This is a genomic window from Nocardia sp. NPDC050718 (genome assembly GCF_040654235.1).
Taxonomy (GTDB): domain Bacteria; phylum Actinomycetota; class Actinomycetes; order Mycobacteriales; family Mycobacteriaceae; genus Nocardia.
Genome location: NZ_JBFAHQ010000005.1, coordinates 460,853 through 481,776 on the forward strand (window position 1 = coordinate 460,853; position 20,924 = coordinate 481,776).

15 protein-coding genes and 1 pseudogene are annotated in these 20,924 nt (G+C 71.6%); 8 read left to right on the forward strand and 8 right to left on the reverse strand.

The genetic code is table 11. The features are described 5' to 3' along the window. A pseudogene (locus tag AB0H54_RS24905) lies at positions 1–437 on the forward strand (hypothetical protein); the annotation flags it as partial. A gap of 29 nt (positions 438–466) precedes the next feature. Here the strand turns inward: AB0H54_RS24905 and AB0H54_RS24910 are convergent. Next, positions 467–1,447 carry a helix-turn-helix domain-containing protein gene (locus AB0H54_RS24910; RefSeq protein WP_357348246.1) on the reverse strand — a complete coding sequence of 327 codons (981 nt, stop codon included), beginning with the start codon at positions 1,445–1,447 and terminating at the stop codon, positions 467–469. Positions 1,448–1,498: 51 nt separating this feature from the next. On the opposite strand from AB0H54_RS24910, the gene AB0H54_RS24915 reads away from it, so the two are divergent. Continuing rightward, positions 1,499–1,885, forward strand: a complete 387-nt coding sequence (locus tag AB0H54_RS24915; RefSeq protein WP_355276853.1) for a cupin domain-containing protein — start codon at positions 1,499–1,501, stop codon at positions 1,883–1,885. 512 nt (positions 1,886–2,397) lie between these two features. Here the strand turns inward: AB0H54_RS24915 and AB0H54_RS24920 are convergent. After that, positions 2,398–3,267, reverse strand: a complete 870-nt coding sequence (locus AB0H54_RS24920) for a hypothetical protein (protein WP_357348248.1) — start codon at positions 3,265–3,267, stop codon at positions 2,398–2,400. 63 nt (positions 3,268–3,330) lie between these two features. Continuing rightward, positions 3,331–3,795: a MarR family transcriptional regulator gene (locus tag AB0H54_RS24925; protein WP_357348250.1), complete on the reverse strand. Its 465-nt coding sequence runs from the start codon at positions 3,793–3,795 to the stop codon at positions 3,331–3,333. A 69-nt stretch (positions 3,796–3,864) separates the two neighbouring features. On the opposite strand from AB0H54_RS24925, the gene AB0H54_RS24930 reads away from it, so the two are divergent. Together AB0H54_RS24930 and AB0H54_RS24935 are read left to right on the forward strand one after the other, a co-directional pair. Beyond that, positions 3,865–4,842 (forward strand): pirin family protein, encoded by a 978-nt coding sequence (locus AB0H54_RS24930; protein ID WP_355276849.1) that lies wholly within the window; start codon positions 3,865–3,867, stop codon positions 4,840–4,842. 136 nt (positions 4,843–4,978) lie between these two features. After that, a complete protein-coding gene (locus AB0H54_RS24935; protein ID WP_355276847.1) occupies positions 4,979–5,275 on the forward strand; it encodes an excalibur calcium-binding domain-containing protein in 297 nt (98 codons plus the stop codon). 68 nt (positions 5,276–5,343) lie between these two features. On the opposite strand, the gene AB0H54_RS24940 is transcribed toward AB0H54_RS24935, so the two are convergent. Beyond that, on the reverse strand, positions 5,344–5,571 hold the full coding sequence (locus AB0H54_RS24940) for a DUF3618 domain-containing protein (RefSeq protein ID WP_022567119.1): 228 nt from the start codon (positions 5,569–5,571) through the stop codon (positions 5,344–5,346). A gap of 80 nt (positions 5,572–5,651) precedes the next feature. Here AB0H54_RS24940 and bcp point away from each other — a divergent pair, with 80 nt between their 5' ends. After that, on the forward strand, positions 5,652–6,125 hold the full coding sequence (gene bcp, locus AB0H54_RS24945; RefSeq protein WP_357348253.1) for a thioredoxin-dependent thiol peroxidase: 474 nt from the start codon (positions 5,652–5,654) through the stop codon (positions 6,123–6,125). On the opposite strand, the gene AB0H54_RS24950 is transcribed toward bcp, so the two are convergent. Further along, the gene (locus tag AB0H54_RS24950) at positions 6,126–6,842 is read right to left on the reverse strand and encodes a TetR/AcrR family transcriptional regulator (RefSeq protein WP_357348255.1); all 717 of its coding nucleotides are present in this window, start codon (positions 6,840–6,842) and stop codon (positions 6,126–6,128) included. A gap of 112 nt (positions 6,843–6,954) precedes the next feature. On the opposite strand from AB0H54_RS24950, the gene AB0H54_RS24955 reads away from it, so the two are divergent. Further along, on the forward strand, positions 6,955–7,914 hold the full coding sequence (locus AB0H54_RS24955) for an ATP-binding cassette domain-containing protein (RefSeq protein ID WP_357348257.1): 960 nt from the start codon (positions 6,955–6,957) through the stop codon (positions 7,912–7,914). A gap of 23 nt (positions 7,915–7,937) precedes the next feature. Beyond that, positions 7,938–8,714: an ABC transporter permease gene (locus AB0H54_RS24960; protein WP_357348259.1), complete on the forward strand. Its 777-nt coding sequence runs from the start codon at positions 7,938–7,940 to the stop codon at positions 8,712–8,714. Between the two features lie 58 nt (positions 8,715–8,772). Here the strand turns inward: AB0H54_RS24960 and AB0H54_RS24965 are convergent, their stop codons facing one another. Next, positions 8,773–10,008, reverse strand: a complete 1,236-nt coding sequence (locus AB0H54_RS24965; protein WP_357348260.1) for a hypothetical protein — start codon at positions 10,006–10,008, stop codon at positions 8,773–8,775. Positions 10,009–10,321: 313 nt separating this feature from the next. Here AB0H54_RS24965 and AB0H54_RS24970 point away from each other — a divergent pair, with 313 nt between their 5' ends. After that, complete coding sequence (locus AB0H54_RS24970) at positions 10,322–10,939, forward strand: TetR/AcrR family transcriptional regulator (protein WP_355277186.1); 618 nt, start codon at positions 10,322–10,324, stop codon at positions 10,937–10,939. Positions 10,940–10,952: 13 nt separating this feature from the next. Here AB0H54_RS24970 and AB0H54_RS24975 read toward each other — a convergent pair whose 3' ends face one another. After that, positions 10,953–11,390: a holo-ACP synthase gene (locus AB0H54_RS24975; RefSeq protein ID WP_189032848.1), complete on the reverse strand. Its 438-nt coding sequence runs from the start codon at positions 11,388–11,390 to the stop codon at positions 10,953–10,955. Positions 11,391–11,401: 11 nt separating this feature from the next. Continuing rightward, the gene (locus AB0H54_RS24980) at positions 11,402–20,740 is read right to left on the reverse strand and encodes a fatty acid synthase subunit beta domain-containing protein (protein WP_357348263.1); all 9,339 of its coding nucleotides are present in this window, start codon (positions 20,738–20,740) and stop codon (positions 11,402–11,404) included. Positions 20,741–20,924: the final 184 nt, after the last annotated feature.

Here is a 20,924-nt window from a genome sequence, read left to right on the forward strand (position 1 = left end):
ACGGACGGCAGCACGGCTGGACGGCTGGACGGCTGGACCGCAGCACGGCTGGACGGCTGGACGGCTGGACCGCAGCACGGCTGGACGGCTGGACGGCTGGACCGCAGCACGGCTGGACGGCTGGACGGCTGGACGGCTGGACCGCAGCACGGCTGGGTTCGACCGGCCGGCGGAGCCGGGGCCGCGCAGGTGTCGATCTGCTGGTCGCAGCGGCGTTTCCGGGGCGCTGCGCGGAACCGGCTGTGGGACAAGGGAGCCCGCGTCTCACGCGGGTCGGTTCGGAACTGTCTGCGGTAGGCGGCCGGGGTGAGGCCGGTGGCGGCGGCGAGGTGGGTGCGCAGGTTCACCGTGGTGCCGAGGCCGCGTGGTGGCGCGACGCCGACGTGAGCGCGATGTCGATCTGCCGGTGCCAGCGCTTGTCCGAGGCGGGGCGTTGAACTGGCTGTGGTGCAAGGGAACTCGTGGATCAGGCGGGGTCGGCGCGGAACTGTCTGCGGTAGGCGGTCGGGGTGAGGCCGGTGGCGGCGGCGAGGTGGGTGCGCAGGTTCACCGTGGTGCCGAGGCCGCTCGCGGTGGCGACCCGGTCGATCGGGAGGTCGCTCGCCTCGAGGAGGCGGCGGGCGTGGTCGAGGCGGCGGGCGGTGAGCCAGGACAGCGGGGTGCAGCCGAGTTCGGCGCGGAAGCGGCGGTGCAGGGTGGCCACGCTCACGCAGGCGTGGGCGGCGAGGTCGGCGACCGTGATCGGTTCGGTGGCATGGTGTTCGGCCCACTCCACCGTCGGTGCCAGCGACGGGCCGGGGTCGCGGGGCACCGGTCGGTCGATGAACTGGCGCTGGCCGCCGCGGCGGTGCGCGGCGAAGACCAGACGGCGGGCGACCGCGGTGGCGATCTCGGCGCCGTGATCGCGGCCGACCAGGTACAGGGCGAGGTCGAGGGCCGCCGCGCTGCCCGCCGAGGTGAGGATGTCGCCGTCGTCGATGAACAGCACGGCGTCGTCGACCGCGGTCTCGGGGAAGCGGCGGCGGAACTCGGCCGCCCACTGCCAGTGCAGGGTGACGGTGCGACCGGTCAGCACCCCGGCCTCGGCGAGGGTGAACGCCCCGCTGCACATGCCCACCAGCCGGGCGCCACGGGCGTGCGCGCGGGCGATCGCCGCGAGAACGGCCGGATGCCGTGGGGTACCGGTGTCGGGACGGTTCGGGACGATCACGGTGTCGGCGGCGTCGAGCAGGGTGAGGTCGGCCAGGCCGGTCATGGTGAAGAAGTTCTGCCGCATCGGCACTTCGCGCCGGTGCGCGCAGAGCCGGAAGTCGTAGAGCAGGCCGCCGATCTCGGGCCGCTCGATCCCGAACACCTCGGTCATGCAGGCGAGCTCGAACGGATTGGACCCGTCGTCGACGAGCGCCGCGATGCGGTGCAGTCCCGGCTGCGAGAAATCTTGCGACATGTGCCATTCATCGCACTGTTCGGCCCGCCACCGCAACCGCGACGATGAGGCATGACCGATCGACCGATGAATATCGACACCGCGCTCGCCACTTTCGACGCCCTGTGGAGCCCGCGCATCCTGGCCCAGGTCAACGACTGGGACGTCCGCCTGGCCAAGGTGCGCGGCGAGCACCTCTGGCACGCCCACCACGACACCGACGAGTTCTTCCTCGTCCTCGACGGCACCCTCGACATCGATCTGCGCGCACCGGACCGTCGAATCACCCTGCACCGCAACGACACCTACGTCGTCCCGCGCGGCGTCGAGCACCGCCCGTCCTCGGCCGAGGGCGCCACGCTGCTCCTGTTCGAACCCGCGGGCACCCTGACCACCGGCGACTATTCGGGCGACGTCCCCGACCACATCACCGCCACCACCGGCACCGCGCTCACCTGAGTCGGGACACCCCCCGGCCGATGACCTGAGCGCACCGAATCCACGCCCCGGCCGAATGCGGCAGCGGCGGCGCTGCCCAGCCGGACTGGAGGGGTCGGAGGCCACGGGCCGACCGCAGAAGGGCAGCGCAACCCAGCCGGATGGGGCCGGAGGCCGAACACAGAAGGCCGGCGCTGCCCAGCCGGATGGGGGCTGGAGGCCGGAGGCCGAACACTGAAGGCCGGCGCAGCCCAGCCGGATGGGGGCCGGAGGCCGGAGGCCGAACGCAGAAGGGCAGCGCAGCCCAGCCGGACTGGGGTCGGAGGCCACAGGCCGAACACAGAAGGGCAGCGCAGCCCAGCCGGACGGGGCCGGAGGCTGAACGCGGAAGGGCAGCGCAGCCCAGCCGGGCGGGGACCGGAGGCCGAACACAGAAGGCCGACGTAGCCCAGCTGGCCGGAGGCCGGAGGCCACACCGCCGATATCCGCCGGACCGGGCGCGATAGTCACGACCGCAGCGGAGGTTCGTCCGGTCAGCCCGCGGTCGCGGCGAAGTACGCGGTGCGCACGGCGACAGCGGGTGGGGGCGGGAAGTCGGGGTTGCCCGAGCCGAGCGGGCCGACCTGCACCGTCCAGGTACTCGACGATGTGTCGACCGCGGTGCGCGCGTTCGCGGGCTGGAGCACCACGTCGTGGCTGCCGCCGTCGCAGGAGTACGCGCCGACCAGTCCGTCGGAGCGCCCGCCCCAGGCACCGCCGACCCGGATGCGGCAGTGCCTGCCGTCGGCCAGTTCCAGCGCCCACGGCTCGGGCGACTCGGTGCGACCGACGGGCGCGAGCTGCGGCGTCACCGTGTAGCGGCGCAGCGTGCGCTGCCAGGGATCACTCGCGCAGAGCAGGGTGGTGTTGCCGGGCGGTGCCCAGCAGACATCGGCCGAGTCGGCGGACGCGCCGCAGCCGGAGTAGATGCCGGGAGTGTTCCCCGAGCGGCTGGGTTCGGCGTATTTGCAGTCCAGCGCGCCGTACGGATCGGGGCTGACGATGGCGAAGCCGTCGGTTGCCTGACCGGCGTCGGTCACCGCGACGACCGAGACCACGCTGGTCGCCGGGCCGGACGGGGCGAGTGTGATCTGGCCCGAGGTGACCGGCGCCCCGGGGTCGGTCGTCGGGACGGGCGTCCCTGGCTGCCCGGACGCCTGAGTCGGCGTCGCACCCGACGGACCCGGCAGCCCGGTCGCCTGGGTCGGCGTCGCGCCGGACGGTGCCGGTTGCACCGTCGACTGGGTCGGCGTCGCACCCGACGGTTGCCCGGTCGGCGTCGCGGAATCCGGCGACGACGAACATCCGGCGAGAACGATCAGCGTCGCGCCCACCGCACCGACGACTCCTGCTCGAACAGTCATAGCCACCCCTGGGTTCGACGAGCCCGACCTACGCGTTGTCCATCGACCGTCAGCGCGAGTTCGTTAACCAGGCAACGTGGTTCGGGCGTCGCTCGCCCCGACCACCTTCGCCGAGAGCGACCGGAGCGCGTCGCTCTCGGGCTCGCTCAGCCGGTCGACGAATACATCGCGCACCAACTCGACATGCTCGGGCGCGGCCCGGCCGAGCACCGCGCGCCCCTCCTCGGTCAGCGAGACGACGATCCCGCGCGCGTCGTCCTCGGCGGGCCTGCGGTCGACGAGCCCGCGCGCGGCCATCCGGGCCAGCTGCTTGGACAGCCGGGACTTGTCCCAGCACACCTCGCTCGCCAGTTCCTTGGCCCGCAGGCACCCGTTCGGCGTGGCGGAGAGCGGCACCATCAGCTCGTAGTCGGCCATCGACAGGCCGTGCTCGGCCAGCCCGGCCGCGATCGCCGCGTCCAGCCGCTGGCGCATCCGGATATAGGCCTGCCAGGTCTGCTGCTCTTCCTCGGTCAACCATCGGGTCACGGGAATGATCCTAGAACCCATTTGGTTGACATGGAAACAAAGCACGTGACCGACCAGGAGGCGCATCCCATGCCCGCAATCACCGTCGACGACATCATGGTGCTGCCCCGGCTGCCCCGGCCCGATGTCACCGAGACCCAGCGACCCGTCCGCCAGATCGTCACCGCCGCGCGCCAGCAGGAAGGCGCGGGCTTCGAGGTGACCCGCCCCTTCCCGAGCATCGATCTGCGCTCGGCCGACCCGTTCATCCTGCTCGACCAGATGGGCCCCGTCGCCTATGAGCCCTACGAGGCCAAGGGCGCGCCCTGGCATCCGCACCGCGGCTTCGAGACCGTCACCTACATGCTCGACGGCACCATGGTCCACCACGACTCCCAGGGTGGCGGCGGCGTCATCAGCGAGGGCGACACGCAGTGGATGACCGCGGGTTCGGGCATGCTGCACGACGAACTGCCCGAGGAGAAGCTCGTCATCTCCGGCGGCACCTTCCACGGCATCCAGCTGTGGGTGAACCTGCCGCGGGCGAACAAATTCGCCACCCCGCGCTACCAGGATTTGCGCGCGAGCGAACTGACCCTGGTCAGCTCGCACGACGGCGGCGCGCTCGTGCGCGTCATCGCCGGCGAACTCGGCGGCTTCGCCGGTCCCGGCTCCACCTACACCCCGATCGCCTACGCGCACGCCTCGCTGGTACCCGGCGCCCAGCTGGAGACGCCGTGGCCCAAGGACTACACCGCGATGGCCTACGTGCTCTCGGGCAGCGGCACCGTCGGCGTCGACCGCAGGCCGATCAGCGCCGGCCAGCTCGTGGTCTTCGGCAAGGGCGACGCCATCACCCTGACCGCCGACCGCACCCAGCACAGCAGCACCGGCGATCTCGAGGTCCTGCTGCTCGGCGGAATGCCGTTGCGCGAACCCGTGATCCAGTACGGACCGTTCGTCATGAACACCCGGGAGGAAATCATTCAGGCCATGGAGGATTTCCAGGCCGGTCGAATGGGTACTGTTCCAGCCGAACATTCGACCGGACGCCGCCTGGGCGAATAACCGACCGCGATTCGCGGCGATTCGGGGCACCCGCGCGGTTGACAACCGGACGCCCCGTTCACGATTGTGGACGGGGCCGCCCGGGGTGCCAAGTGTCCGGGCCCACAACCGAACCGCAGCAGACATCGAGGAATTCATGAACGTTCGCCGGCTCTCCGTGAGCCTCGCCGCCGCAGGTCTCACCCTGCTCGCCGTCCCCGCCGCCCACGCCGATGTGGTGTCGGGCTCGGCGGGCACCGGCTCCTCCAGCTTCGACTCGCTCCTCGGCGCGACCGGCTCGGCCAACCTGGTCCAGTCCGGCTCGGCCGGCGGCGCCTTCCGCAGCTGCGACGACGCGATCGCGGCCGGGCGCGCCCCGCTGTTCCGTGGCGAAGCGGGCTACTCCCCCCACCTCGACCCCGACGGTGACGGGCTGGCCTGCCCCACGCAGTAGTCCTGCGCTCGAACAAGAACACCCGATGTGGCTCGGCCACATCGGGTGTTTTGTTTCGCCTGCTTGTGTCAGCGGCGGAAGATCTTGACCAGGACCAGGCCTGCCACCAGGGCACCTGCGCCGATCAGCGTGTATTTGACCTTCGGCTCGTTCAACTTGGCGACCACGATCGCCTTGGTGTCGTCCGCGATCCGCTGTGGATCGGCGCGCACCGCCAGTTCGTCGAGCGTCGTCGCCAACCGGGCGCGCGCGATCTCGATCTCGCGCTCGATCCGGTCGGTGTCGTCCTTGGCCACCGTCACCTCCAATATGTGTCTGCTGCTCGCCGACGAGTCTATCCATGCGTTCGCCGGACCCGGTCGGTTACCGTGCGGTGGTGACCGACAACCATCGCCTCTCCCCCGGAGACACCGCCCCCGCATTCACGCTGCCCGACGCCGACGGCAAGGACGTGTCGCTGTCGGACTACCGCGGCCGCAAGGTGATCGTCTACTTCTACCCGGCCGCCAGCACCCCCGGCTGCACCAAGCAGGCCTGCGATTTCCGCGACAACCTCGCCGAACTCGGCGGCGCGGGCATCGACGTCATCGGCATCTCGCCGGACAAGCCGGCCAAGCTGGCCAAGTTCCGCGACGCCGAGGGCCTGACCTTCCCGCTGCTGTCCGACCCCGAGCGCGACGTGCTGAAGGAGTGGGGCGCGTTCGGCGAGAAGATGATGTACGGCAAGACCGTCACCGGCGTCATCCGCTCGACCTTCCTGGTCGACGAGCAGGGCAGGATCGAGCTCGCCCAGTACAACGTCCGCGCCACCGGCCACGTCGCCAAGCTGCGCCGCGACCTGTCGGTGTAGTCAGCCGCCGAAGGTGCGGATGAACACCTCGTAGCCGTCGAGCAGGCGGGCCAGCCCGAACTCGAAATCGGCTGCGCTCCAGTCGATATCGTCGGCGTCGAAGGCGGAGGCGGTCAGCGCGGCCGACACCGAGGGAAAGCGCTGCGGGTCGAGCACCCGCGCGAGTACCGAGGCGAAGTCGCCGTCCTCCTCCGCCTGCAGGTCACGCACGGCCCGCCGCTTGCCCACCACGAACATCGACAGGTTCATCACCAGCTGGAGCTTGACCGGCTCGGGCACCGCCGTCTCGCCCAGCACCCGCAGCCCGGCGTCGAGCCAGGCCATGTTGTTGGGCCCCAGCGGGGGCCGGTTCAGCGGGATGTCGACCCACCACGGGTGCCTGCCGATCCGCTCGAACTCCGCGCTCGCCCACTGCTCGAGCCCGGCCCGCCACGGCGTCCCGGCCGCGATCACCGGCGGCACGCCGACCACCCGGTCCAGCAGCAGGTCCTCCAGCGTGTTCTTGCTGTCGACATAGCGATACAGCGACATGGCGGTGAAGCCGAGCTGCTTGGCGACCCGGCCCATCGACAGCGCCGCGTAGCCCTCCGCGTCGGCCACCTCGACGGCGGCGTCGAGGATCTGCTCGAGGGTCAGCGTGCGCCGGGGCCCGCGCGTGCCGGGCTGACCAAGCCCCCACATCAGCTCGACCGCCTTCGGTAGCGCCGCGTCCGTCATCCACTCTCCTCCTCAGCTCGGGTCGACTCTAGCGGGACCACTCTTGCGCCGATTAACTGCTTACTCTATAAACTATGTTTATCTCATAAACAGTTTCTCGATCGGAGAACTCATGACGCTCGAACCAACGCCCGCCCTCTCGGTCCGGCGGCTGCGCAAGAGCTTCGGTACGCAGGTCGTGCTCGACGACCTCGAGCTCGAAGTCGCGCCCGGCACCGTCTTCGCGCTGCTCGGACCCAACGGCGCGGGCAAGACCACCCTGGTCCGCATCCTCGCCACGCTCATCCGGCCCGATCAGGGCGACGCGCGCGTCTTCGGGCACGACGCCGTGCGCGCGGCCGACACCGTGCGCGGCCTGATCGGCGTCACCGGGCAGTACGCCGCCGTCGACGGCGTCCTCACTGGCGCCGAGAACCTACGGCTCACCGGCAGGCTGCTACACCTCGGCACCGCGGAAACCCGGCGGCGCGGCGCTGACCTGCTCGACCGCTTCGACCTCGCCGACGCCGCCGACCGGCCGGTGTCGGCCTACTCCGGCGGCATGCGCCGCAGGCTCGACCTCGCCATGAGCCTGATGGGCAGGCCACGCCTGGTCTTCCTGGACGAACCGACCACCGGCCTGGACCCGCGCAGCCGCCGCGACCTCTGGGCCGCGATCCGCGACCTCGCGGCCGAGGGCACCACCGTCTTCCTCACCACGCAGTACCTGGAGGAGGCCGACCAGCTGGCCGACCGGATCGCCGTGCTCGACGGCGGTCGCATCGTCGCCGACGGCACGCCCGAGGAACTCAAACGGCTCGTCCCCGGCGGGCACCTCCGCTTCCGCTTCGCCGACCAGCGCCTGCTCGCGGCCGCCGCGCACGCCGTCGGCGACCAGGCGGGCCACCTCGACCCCGACCAGCTGACCCTGCAGGTGCCCTCGGACGGCAGCGCGGTCGAGATCAAGCGGCTGCTCGACCGTTTCGCCGAGCTCGACATCGCGATCGACCAGCTCAGTGTGCACACCCCCGACCTCGACGACGTCTTCTTCGCCCTGACCGGCCGCGCCCACCGGGCCGCGTCGGCCGCCTGAACTCCCACGAAACGAGACCGACCATGACCACCCAGTCCCCCGTGCACATCGCCCAGGACTCGATCACCATGCTGGACCGCAATATCCGGCACACCGTGCGCAGTCCCGACACGATGATCATGACCATCGCGCTGCCGGTGATGATCCTGCTGATGTTCGTCTACGTCTTCGGCGGCGCGATGCAGGCGGGCCCCGGCCCCTACATCGACTACGTGGTGCCCGGAATCATCCTGCTGTGCGCGGGTTTCGGTGCCTCCACCACGGCGGTGGCGCTGTCGACCGACCTGGCCGAGGGCATCATCGACCGGTTCCGCACCATGGCCATCGCCCGGTCGGCGGTGCTCACCGGCCATGTCGCCGAGAGCGTGCTGCGCAATCTGCTCACCTCCGCCGTCGTGATCGGGGTGGCGGTGGCGCTCGGCTTCCGGCCGACCACCGATCCGCTGCGCTGGCTCGGTGTCCTCGGGGTGCTCGCGATGTTCGTCTTCGCGCTGTCCTGGCTCGCCGCGGCGCTGGGCCTGCTCGCCCGGAATCCCGAGGCGGCCAACGGCTTCACCTTCTTCTTCATGTTCCTGCCGTACGTGAGCAGCGCGTTCGTGCCGACCGAGACGATGCCGACCTGGTTGCACACCTTCGCCGAGCACCAGCCGGTGACCCCGGTGATCGAGACGATGCGCGGGCTGCTGATGGGCACGCCGATCGGTGACAGCGCGCTGCTCGCCGTGCTGTGGTGCGCGGGGATCGCGATCGCCGGGTATCTCGCGGCCGGTGTGCTGTTCCGCCGCCGGACCAGCGTCTGACCGACGAGCAGGGGCCGCGCGACGGATCGCGCGGCCCCTTTCCCGTGTCTCGGGCGGACTAGTCGGCCGAGGCCGAGCGCGGGCCCTCCGGCACCGGCGCCTGGGCGGGCTGCATCCCCATCGGGATGCCGGTGCCCGGCAGGGTCGGCGCCGCGGCGGGCGTCTGCGGGACGACCGGTGCGGCGGGTTCCAGCGGCAGCGGCTCGTCCTGCGGCGCGTCACCGTAGAGCTGGGTGGGGTACTCGAGCGGGAACTGGCTCGGGTCGACCAGCTGCGGATTCGGCGACACCGTCTCGTACGGCGAGGTGGCCGACGGCTCGGCCGCCGGGCTCACCTGCAGGCCGCTGCTGGAACCGACGCCGCCGGTCGAGCCGGTCTCCGCGGACCCGGTGTCGGCCGTCTCGTGCAGCTGCGGCCCCGGCGACGCGACCGGCTCGGCCGGATGCGCACCGGGCTCGGAGGACACCGCGGTGTTGTCGACCGCCTGCGGCCCGCCGTTCATCACCGCGTACGACCCACCGGCGACGAGCCCGCCCGCCAGCAGGCTCGCGGCCGCGGCCACCAGCGCCGTGCCCCGCTTGGAGTGCGCGGCGGCGGCCACCGGCACATCGACGGAATCACCGAGCGCGACCAGCGCGGCACCGGCGGCGGGGGCGAAGGGCGCGAGCCGGCACGGCAGCACCGGCACGCCGAAACCGGCGGCCGCCTCACGCACCGCGGGCGCGTCGGCGGTCGAGCCGATCAGCACCACCGCGCCCGGCTTCACCCCGGCCGCCTCGAACTGGTCCCAAGCCGCCGACACACCGGCGCGCAGCGCGTCGGGCGTCGGCGCGCCGGTCTGCGCGGAGGCGGCGAGCACGCGGTGCCTGCCCGGATCGAGCAGGGTCATCGCCTGGTGACCCGGCACGGCCTCGTAGACCAGCAGATTGTCGAACTCGTCGAGCCAGGTCATCGCGCCCGCGACGAACAGATGCGCCGATTTGGCCGAGACCAGCGACGCCGTGCGCCACGGCGTCGACGCCAGCCGGGTGACGATCGCGCGCCGCTCGGCGGCATCGCGGTAACTCACTGCCACTCCGGCGATCTCGTGCTCGTCGTCGAGTTCGGCGGCCATCGTGTCCAGCGCGGTCTGCACCGCGACGGCGACCTCCGCCTTGCTGTCCCCGCCCGCACGCACCGTGCGCCGCAGCAGCATCCGGTCGGTGAGGGTCGCGCCCGACTCGGCGAAGGCGACCGCGTGCACGGCGCCTCGCTCGGTGCTGACGCCGAGGGTGATCACAGATCCTGCAGCCACAAGTCATGCCTTCCCTGTGCGAAACGATGCGGGACGGGACCGCACGGGGCCCATCACTTCGCGGTAGGTCGGTTGCGACGAGAGATCGCCGCGAATAAGCGTGCGGATGCACGCACGCTCATCTGATGATTCGTCACCAGCTGTGGCATGGATGGGAGGAATTTCGCCCAGTTGTTGACACGCTGTCGGTAGACGCGTGTCGGGGATGTGTGTATACCGCTAGCCTGGATGGGTGGAAGTACACGCGCAGGCCCGGTCCAAGCAGAGCCGTCCGGACCCTGCGCTGGAATTGCAGGACGACCCGCAGGAGCTGATGCCGCGCAAGCGGCCCACCCAGGAACGCAGCAAGCGCAAGTTCGACGCGCTGCTGGCGTCCTCGCGCGAACTGCTCGTCGAGGTCGGATTCGAATCGTTCACCTGTGAAGAGGTCGCGCAGCGCGCCGAGGTGCCGATCGGCACCCTGTACCAGTTCTTCGCCAACAAGTACGTGATCGTCTGCGAGCTCAATCGGCAAGACCTGGTTGCGGTTTCCCGTGAGCTCGCCGACTTCCACGGCGAGGTGCCGTCGCTGGACTGGCTGCGGCACATGAACCAGTTCGTCGACCACCTGGCCGGCCTGTGGACCACCGATCCCTCGCGGCGCGAGGTGTGGCTGGCCATGCAGTCGACCCCGTCCACCCGGGCGACGGGCGCGCTGCACGAGAAGGAATTCGCCGAGGTGGTCTCGCAGATGCTGCGGCCACTGACCCCGCGCACCCCGCGCGCCCGGCGCACGATGATGGCCGAGGTGCTCGTGCACGTCGTCTACTCGATGCTGAACTTCTCCGTGCAGGACGAGCAGTCCAACGCCGACGCCGTCGCCGAGCTCAAGCGCCTCATGGTGGCGTACCTGCTTGTGGCGGAAAAGGAATCGCGCACCGCCACGGAGTGACGGTGCGCGATGTCTAGCGGGTAGTTTCCCTACCCTCGATCAGGTCGGCGAGTTCGCCGGGATCTTCCAGTACCACCATCGCCGCGGCCGTGTCACCGTCGTGGGTCAGCGACAGGTGGACGCGGGCGCGCGGCAGGAACTCCGCGGCCAGGCCGTGCAACTTGATGCTCGGCCTGCCCCAGGCGTCGTTCACCACCTCGATCAGCGGATACGGGTTGTCCCCGATCTGCGGGCTGCGCGCGAAGCGAGACGATGCCCAAGCCTTGAGCACCGCCTCCTTCGCGGCCCAGCGTGCGGCGAAGCTGCGGGCCGGGTCCGTCTGCTTGCTCTGGCAGTAGCGGCGTTCACCAGCGGTGAAGCTCTCCCTGAGCATCGTCGTCCCCGACCGTTGCAGCTGCTCGGCGAACTCGGAGATGGTCACCAAGTCCAAACCGATTCCGAGAATCGTCACGAAGCGGCAGCCTACGACGCTTCGGTCGACTGCGGAGCGGAACCGATTCGCCCGGTGCCGCAACCCCATCCGTTCGCCTGGTACACGCCGTCGCCGTCGAGCCTTGCCTCCGGCGAGAGCAGCATGTCGGCCTCGAGCTGACGGATCTGCTTGGCCGGAGTGCCGTCGGCACCGAGGCGACGATCCGCCGGCTTCTCGTACAGCGCGGTGCCACCGCACATCGCCTCGGCGAAGCGCTGCCGACCGGCGAGCTGACGCGCCTGCGCCCGCTCCTGGTAGTCGGCCCGCGCGGCCGGGTCGATCGCGGCAAGGAACGCCTGCGGATGCACCACCGCGAGCAGACCCGACACGTGGCCGAAGCCGAGCGAGGTCACCAGACCGGCCTTGAGCGCGAACTTGTCGCCGAAGCGCAGCGGCTCGCGCGCCCACACCAGGTGCGGGTAGGCCGCCATCTTCTCGTCGACACAGTCCAGGCTCCGGTTCGGCGGCACCACACCGTTTTCCAGCACCTGGCACAGGCCGATGAGCTGGAAGGCCGCCGCGCCGCCCTTGGCGTGGCCGGTGAGGCTCTTCTGCGAGACCACGAACAGCGGGGCGCCGTCGGTGCGGCCCAGCGCGCCCGCGAGCCGCTCGTGCAGCTCCGACTCGTTGGGGTCGTTGGCGGCGGTGGAGGTGTCGTGCTTGGAGATCACCGCGATGTCGTCCGGGGTGACGCCGAGCTTGCGCAGCTCGGCGGCCAGTCGCGAACCGCTGCCGCCACGACCGGCACCCAGCGCGCCGAGACCCGGTGCGGGGATGGAGGTGTGCACGCCGTCGGCGAAGGACTGCGCGAAGGCGAGCACGCCGAGCACCGGCAGGCCCATCTCCACGGCCACGTCACCGCGGGCCAGCAGCACGGTGCCGCCACCCTGCGATTCCACGAACCCACCGCGACGGCGGTCGTTGGCGCGGGAGAAGTAGCGGTCGCTGATGCCCTTGGCGCGCATGACCGCCGAGTCGGCGGTGGCCGACATGTCACCGAAGCCGACGATGCCCTCGATACCGAGATCGTCGTAGCCACCGGCGACCACGACCTCGGCCTTGCCGAGCCGGATCTTGTCGACGGCTTCCTCCACCGACACCGCCGCCGTGGCGCACGCCGCGACCGGGTGCACCATGGCGCCGTAGCTGCCGACGTAGGACTGCACCACGTGCGCCAGGGCGACGTTGGGCAGCGCCTCCTGCAGGATGTCGTTCGGGCGCGGCTCGCCGAGCAGGTTGTCGACGTAGAGCGAGCGCATCGAGGACATGCCACCCATGCCGGTGCCCTGGGTGTTGGCCACCAGGCTCGGGTGCACCCAGCTCATCAGCTCGTCGGGGCTGAAGCCCGCGCCGACGAACGCGTCGACGGTGCAGACGATGTTCCACAGCGCGACCCGGTCGATCGAGGCGGCCATGTCGGCGGAGACGCCCCAGATCGTGGGGTCCCAGCCGGTCGGGATCTGGCCACCGACCACCCGCGACAGCTTCGCCTTGCGCGGCACCCGGATCTCGGTGCCCGCCTTGCGGGTGACGGTCCAGTCGCCGGAGTCGGCGACCGGGGTGATCACCGTGTGCTCGGGATCGGCGGTGTGGAACGCGCGGGCCTCGGCCTCGTTGGCGACGGTGAAGCTCAGGTCCTGGTCGAGGAAGACCGAGGTGAGCAGCGGCGCCGCGTTGTCGAGCATCGCGCCGTCGTCCTCGTAGCGCCGCACGCCGCAGCGCTCGACGACGGTGTCGTGGTAGCGCTCGGCCAGCTCCGACTCCGGTACGAAGTCCCCGGATTCGGTGTCGTACCAACCCGGCTTCGGGTCGTTCTCCCAGCGGATCAGACCGGTGGTCCAGGCCAGCTCGAGCACGCCGGCGGCGGAGAGCTTGTCCTCGACCTCCATCTCGAAGCGGGTGCGCGAGGAACCGTACGGGCCGAGCTCCGCCGCGCCGACGATGACGACCATGTCGGCCAGGTCGGCGGTCACCGCACCCCACTCCGGCACCGGCAGCGCCGAGCTCAGGGTGGGCGGCGCGGGCAGCGCGGCGATGGTGGCGGCGGTGCTCGCCTCCTCCTCGCTCGCGGCCGCGGCCTCCTGGGCCTGCTTGGCCAGTGCGGGCAGGTCGAGCTTGGCACGCGCCAGACCACCGGTGAGGTCGATCTGCTGCGGGCCGGTCTCGGTGACCTGACGCGCCCGCGAGGTGCACCACTTGAGCAGCTCGTCGGCCATCTCGGTGGTCGACCAGGTGTGCACGCCCGCCTTCTCGACGGCCTCGACCATCGGGTCGTTGTGGCCCATCAGCCCGGTGCCGCGCACCCAGCCGATCAGCGCGTGCACCATGGTGACCCGCGCGGACCACGACTTCTCGGCCCGCCAGCGGGTGACCACCGCGTCGAGCGCGGCCTTGGACTCGCCGTAGGCGCCGTCGCCGCCGAAGAGGCCGCGGTTGGGCGAACCCGGCAGCACCACATGCAGTTTCGCGTCGACGTCGTGGTCGGCGCCGAGGGCGGACAGGCCGCCGATCAGCCGCTCGACCGACCAGAGCAGAACCCGCATCTCCATCTCGGCGCGGGCGCCCGCGTCGGCGAGGTCACCGGCGACGCGCGGTGCCGCGAACGGCAGCAGCAGCGTCGGGGTCATGGCGTCCTTGACCTTGATCTTGGCGCCGCCCGCGTTGTCGACCTGCTCGGTGCCGACCCAGTCGATCAGCGCGTCGAGGTCCTGGTAGGAGGCCATGTTCGCGGGGACGACCCACAGCGCCGCGCCGTGGCGGGCGTTGTCGCGGTAGAGCGCGCGGTAGAACCGCAGCCGCGCGTCGTCCAGACGCGAGGTGGTGACCACCACGGTCGCGCCACCCGAGAGCAGCCTGCCGGTGACGGCGGCCGCGATGGAACCCTTGCTGGCGCCGGTGATCACGGCGACGTCGTCGGACCACAGACCGGGGTCGGTGGTGTCGAGGGCGGCGTCGGCGATCTGCGCGTACACCCCGGCCAGCACCGAGCGGGCCTCGTGCATGGCCCGCTGACGCCACCAGTTCGCCTGCGCGGCAACGGCCGCACCGGCCCCGACGTAGCCGCCGATCGACAGTTCCGCGGTGGCGGCGTCGTCGCCGAGCCACATGGTCGCGAGGTCCTCGCGGGCGGTGGCCCAGCGGTCGTCGATCAGGACGGCCTTGCGGGCGTCGAACGCCGGGGCGACCAGGCGCGGCCAGTCGGTGCCGAGTTCGGCCGAGACGAGGTCGACGAGGGTGTCCTCGGTGGCCTCGGGCGCGCTGACCTGCTCGCTCAGCCCCAGCTGCTCGAGCACGACCCGGGCCGCGGTGGCGAGCACGCCGTCCCGGCCGGTGATCTGCTCGGTGAACTCGCCCAGTGCCGCCGCGTCGACGGTGCCGCCGGACGCGCCGCCCGCCGAGGGCAGCGACACGGCGACACCGCGGCGCGCCGCCACCGCCTGCACGGCGGCGTCGATGGCCGCGTCGACCGAGGCGGCGTCGGACAGCGCGCCGCCGGCGAGCCCGCCGAGGTCGCCGCCGCGCACGCTGGCGCCTTCGCGGGTGCCGAGGGAGACCTCGGCGGTGACGTGGCTGGCCCAGCCGTCGCCGAGTTCCCAGGTCTTCTTGACCCGGTCGGCGATGGCGGCGGGCCGCTTGCCGGAGGGACCGAAGACCTTGCGCAGGTGGTCGCCGATGGCGTCGGTGAGCACCGTGCCGAACGGCTTGTAGGTGCGGGCCAGGCGCTCGACGGTGCCCGCCAGGGCGCCCATGTCGGCGTCGGCCGCGCCGTCGATGGCGCCGAGCGAGAGCTCGGAACCGAGGTCGACCAGCAGCTGGTTGCGACGCGAGGACACGCCGTCGCAGAGGCCCTCGATGGTGTCGACCGGGCCGATCTGGTCCAGCCGCAGCTTGGTCCACAGCGCGATGAGCACGCGGGTGGCGTCGGCGGCGGTGAAGGAGATGTCGTCGGGGCGCGGGCCACCGGTGGCGACCGGCGCCGCGGCGACCGGTGCGGCCGCGGCGGCGGGAGCGGCCGCGGGCGCCTCGGCCGGGGTCTCCTCGATGTCGTCGACCGGCGCGGGATCGGTGTCGGTGGCGTAGACGACCGCGGCGTCGCGCTCGACGTTGACCACCTCGACCGTCGCCCCGCCGAACGCGGGCAGCTTCAGCGTCTGCGAGGCCAGGTTGGCCACCGTCGGGGTGGCGCCGAGGCCGATCTCGACGAACCGCTCCACGCCGAGGCCGCCGTGCGCGGCATCGGTGAACAGCAGGTCCTGGGTCTCGATCCAGCGCACCGGGCTGGCGAACTGCCAGGCCAGCAGCTCGATCAGCACCACGCGGCACAGCTCGGCCTCGCGGTCGGCCCAGCTGTCGAAGTCGGCCAGTACCGCGGCGAGCGGCTCCGACGGCACGAGTTCGGCGATCTCGGTGAGGAACTCACGCCGCAGCGAGAACGGGCGCGGCACCAGGTTCGGGATGTAGCGGCCGACGAGCACCTCCGGGTGCACCTCGGCGGGCAGCAGCTGCTCGAGCTTGTGCCGGAACTCCGGGACGCCGTCGCGCAGCACCGAGGAGTGGAACGGCACGTCGATGCCGGGCACCAGGATGAACGCCCGCTTGCCACCGAATTCCTCGCGGCGGCGGTCGATCTCGGTCTCCAGCGCCTCGAGCCCGGCGACCGTGCCCGCGATGGCGTACTGCGAGCCGCGCAGGTTCAGGTTGACGACCTCGAGGAACTCACCGGTCGCCTCACCGATGCCGTTGACGAAGTCGATGACCTCGGCGTCGGGCAGCCCGATCTGCGACGGGCGGATGGCGGCCATCCGGTAGTCGCTGCGGCCCTTGGCGTCACGCGGGACCAGCTCGTGCATGGCCGAGCCGCGCTGGAACACCACCTCGAGCACGGCCTCCAGCGGCAGCACACCGGCGACGGCGGCGAGCGCGTTGTACTCACCGACCGAGTGACCGGCGAGCATCGCGCCCTCGACGAAGGCACCGGCCTCGCGCAGCTCGGCGACCTGGGCGACGCCGAGGGTCGCCATGGCGACCTGGGTGAACTGGGTCAGGTGCAGCACGCCGTCCGGGTGCCGGTGCTCGACACCGCGCGCCTTGAGGTAGGTCGGGTTGTCGCGCACCACCGCCAGGATCGAGAAACCGAGGGCTTCGCGGGTGTGCGCGTCGGCACGCTCCCACACCTGCTTGGCCGCCTTCGAGCGGGTCAGCGCGTCCAGACCCATCCCCTTGCGCTGGATGCCCTGGCCCGGGAAGGCGTAGACGGTCTTCGGGGCGGCGGTGCGCCCGGTCGCGGTCATGACCAGGTCACCGTCGACGCGGCAGGAGACCTCGATGATCTCGCTGCCCGCGTCCACCGCGATCCGCTCCACCCGCACGTCCACGGTCGCGCCGGGGCGGACCATGCCGAGGAACCGGGTGGTCCAGGCCGTGAGAGTGCGTGCGGGAAGGGAGCTTTCGGGATCCACAGCGACGACCGCGTGCTGGGCGGCGGCCGAGAGCCACATGCCGTGCACGATCGGGCTGCCCAACCCGGCCAGCTTGGCCGCGGCGTCGGAGGTGTGGATCGGGTTGTGGTCACCGGAGACCGTGGCGAACGCGTGCATGGCGCGTGGCGCGGTCATCGAGACGTCCCGGCGCCGGCGACGCGGGGTGTCGGTGGCCTCGGCGGAGACCGCGCCCGCCGCGCGCGGCGGATCGGTGAGCTCGCCCGCGCCGTTGCGGCCACGGATGGCGAACCGCTCGACCAGCCGGGCCAGCGGGGTCGGCTCGAGGCCCTGATCGAGGATCAGGCCGACGTTCACGGCCACCTCGACGACCCGGCCCATGTCGGTGTCGACCACCGCGCCGCTCTCGGCGCGCACGACGAGAATGCCGGTCTCCGAGGGCAGTTCGGTCAGCAGCTCGATCTGGTGGTCGAGGTGGACCAGGTCCAGCATGCCCTCGATCACCGAACCGCCGTTGCCGGTGCGGGCCGCGCCGAGCACCGCGAAGACCGCGGGCCAGCAGGCACCGACCAGCACGTCGGGCGCGGTGCGGCCGAGGGTGCTCAGGGTGGCGGGCAGACCGGAACCGGTGACACCGGCGTGATCGGCGACCAGGTCCGGCATCCAGGCCAGGTTCAGGTGCGCCACCCCGGATTTCACCTCGGGCAGCGACTGGCCGGCGGCCACGCCGAGCAGCGCCGACATGGCGGTCTCGGCGTCGGCCTCGGTGATCACCGGTGCGCCACCGGAGTAGACGCTCACCGGCACGGTGATGCGGATCTTCACGGCGTCGCGGCCGAGCAGCGGCACGGCCAGTTCGACGTAGCTGAATTCGGCTTCGGGACCGGAGATCTCGGTCAGCGTCGCGCCGGTGCCCTGATGCACCGCGCTCCCCTGCTCGACGATCCACTCGGCCTGCGCGCCGAGCCGGTGCACCGGGTTCACGGTGGTGCGCCCGGCCCACTGCACGTCGGGCGCCGCGAGCACGGTGTCGAGCGGGCCCGCCACCACACCGGCGACGCGTCGCGCGTCGACCGGCGCGGGCACGACGCCGGCGCGGACCAGGCTGTAGGCGGTGTCCTGCTCGAAGCGGTCGAGCAGCTCGCCGACCGGCTCGTCGACGCGGGTGATCCCGGCGACGGCGACGGTGCCGGGGATGATGCACACCTGGTCGGCCGAGTAGCGCGGGTCATGGGCCTGCCACAGCGAATCCGAGCGCCACCAGCGCCGCACGTCGCCGTCGACGACGGGCACGAAGTTCACCGGCTTGCCCGGGGTCTTGCACAGCGCGACGAAGAACGGCACGTCGGCCGGGTGCAGCACGGTCTCGGCGACCGAGGGGTACTGCTTCTTGAGCGCGCACAGCGCCTGCACCGGGTGCTCGAAGGCCTCGTCGTCGGCGAACAGGGTCTCGATCTCGCCGCTGTCGGCGGGGTGCAGCCGGGCTTCGGTGCGCCGCATCATCTCCGCGAACCGGTCGCGCCAGCTGATGTCGAGCCAGTCCGAGCGGGTGGCGTCGATGATCGCGTCACCGATGTCGCTGCCGCAGTCGAACGAGATCGGGACCTCGCTCGAGACCGCCAGCGAGACATAGCGTTCCAGCCACTGCTGGTAGGTCATGGTGGCGACATCGCCGAAGTAGGGCTTGGCGGTGGCGTCGAGCGCCGCGATGATCTCGGCGCGGCGGGCGGCGACGGCCTCGGCGTCACCGGCGACCTCGTCGAGCAGGCGGCCGGTGCGCGAGGCGGCGTTGTCGATCTCGTGGATGTCGGCGCCGAGCTGGCTGCGGCCCGAGGCCATGCCGCCGGTGGCGGTGCCCGCGCCGACCCAGTCGGGGGTGCCGGGGGTGTCGACGAGCAGCTGCTTCACCTCGGGGGCGGTGGTCGCCTCCAGGGTGGCCATGGCCGCGGTGCCGACCAGGACTCCGTCCAGCGGCATCACCGGGTAGCCGTGGGCGGTGGCCCAGGTGCCGGTCAGGTAGTCGGTGGCGCGCTCGGGCGTGCCGATGCCGCCGCCGACGCAGACCACCACATTGGCCCGGTTGCGCAGCTCGGCGTAGGTGGCGAGCAGCAGGTCGTCGAGGTCTTCCCAGGAGTGGTGCCCGCCGGCCTTGCCGCCCTCGATGTGCATGATCACCGGGTAGTCCGGCACGGCGTCGGCGATCCGCAGCACGGCGCGGATCTGGGCGACGGTGCCCGGCTTGAACGCGACGTGGCTGATGCCCGCCTCGGTCAGCTCCTCGATCAGCGCGACGGCTTCCTCCAGCTCGGGGATGCCCGCGGTGACGATCACGCCGTCCAGCGGCGCACCCGCCGCGCGTGCCTTCTGCACCAGGCGCTTGCCGCCCAGCTGCAGCTTCCACAGGTACGGGTCGAGGAACAGCGAGTTGAACTGCACCGCGCGACCCGGCTGCAGCAGCTGACGCAGCTCGGTCATCCGGTCGCCGAAGATCTGCTCGGTGACCTGACCGCCACCGGCCAGCTCGGCCCAGTGCCCCGCGTTGGCCGCGGCGGCGACGATCTTGGCGTCGACGGTGGTCGGGGTCATGCCCGCCAGCAGGATCGGCGAACGGCCGGTGAGCTTGGTGAACGCGGTCTCGACGACGATGCGGCCGTTGGGCAGCCGCACCGGCTTCGGCGCGAAGGCCGACCACGGGGTGGCGGGCTCGGGCGCGGCGCCCGGGGTGAGCAGGCTGCGCTGGCCCGGACGGGTGGCGGCGGCGATCACGCCGACGCCGGTGCCCTTGAGCGAACCGCCGGTGATCCGGGAGAGCAGGTCACCGGGGCCGAGGTCGAGAATCCACTCCGCGCCCGCCGCGACGACGCCGTCGACGGTGGCGACCCAGTCGATCGGGTCGACCAGCACCTGCTGGGCCAGGGTCGCGGCGAGGTCGGCGTCGAGCTCGCACTGGCGGGCCCAGCCGGTGACCAGGTCGACGGTCTCGGCCAGCGCCGGGTGGTGGAAGGCGACGTCGACGGAGATGTCCTCGAACACGGGCGCGAAGACCGCGCCACCGCGCGCCTTGCTCTCCCGCTCGCGGGTCTGCTCGTCGTGCAGCTGCGCGCAGCGCACCCGCACGCGATCGATCTGGGCCGGGGTGCCCGACAGCACGACGCGCCTGCGGCCGTTGCGGATCGACACCACCGCGGCGCTCGCGGGGTCGACACCCTCGGCGACCTCGGCGACGATCGCCTGCAACTGCTCCGGATCGACGTTGGACACCGCGACCATCGGCGAACGCTCGCCGATCGGCATCAGCCCACGCCTGCGCGCGACCAGCCCGGCCGCGGCACCGATGAACTGGGCGATGGCCAGCAGCTCGGCGTCGCGCTCACCACGGGCCTCGACCGCGGCGGCGGCCAGCAGACCCTGCGAGTGCCCGACGATCGCGACCGGCGCGTGCTCGGTCGTGTCCAGGCCCTGCAACCGCAGCGCCTTGATGGCCGCGAGCTGGGCCAGCAGCACGCCCGGCATCGAGACCGCGGCCGAGCGCAGCACCGCGTCGGCGGGTGCCGAGGACGGCTCGTCCGGCTCGTCCAGCTCGCTCTCCAGCATCCAGCCCATCGGGTCGAAGCCACCGGGGCGGACCACCAGCAACTGCGCCGCAACCGGCTCGACCAGCGCCTCGGCGGCGTGCACCAGCGCGGTCAGCTCGGACTCGAGCGCGCTGTCGCGGCCGATCTCCTCGAGCTCGCGCAGCCACTGCGCACCCTGCCCACCGAACGCCAACGCGTACCCGGCCCCGTTGCGCAGCTGCTCCAGCAGCGCTGCGCGGACACCCGATGCCTGGCCACGACCACCAGCTTTCGCGGTCGACCCCGTGCCCATCTCGGTGCTCTCGTTGATCGTCAAGACGCTCGACTTCCTTCTCCTGGCGCTCCGCCCACCGACGGCACGCACACGTATCCGGCAGCCCCTCGGGCCTGTTGGCAGCCACGATCGCACAAAATCATGAGGAAAGCCTCACGTTTCCCGCCCCGACGGCAGCTACCGCCGAGTATTTTTGTACGCCAGTACCAGTTTTTTCTGAAACATG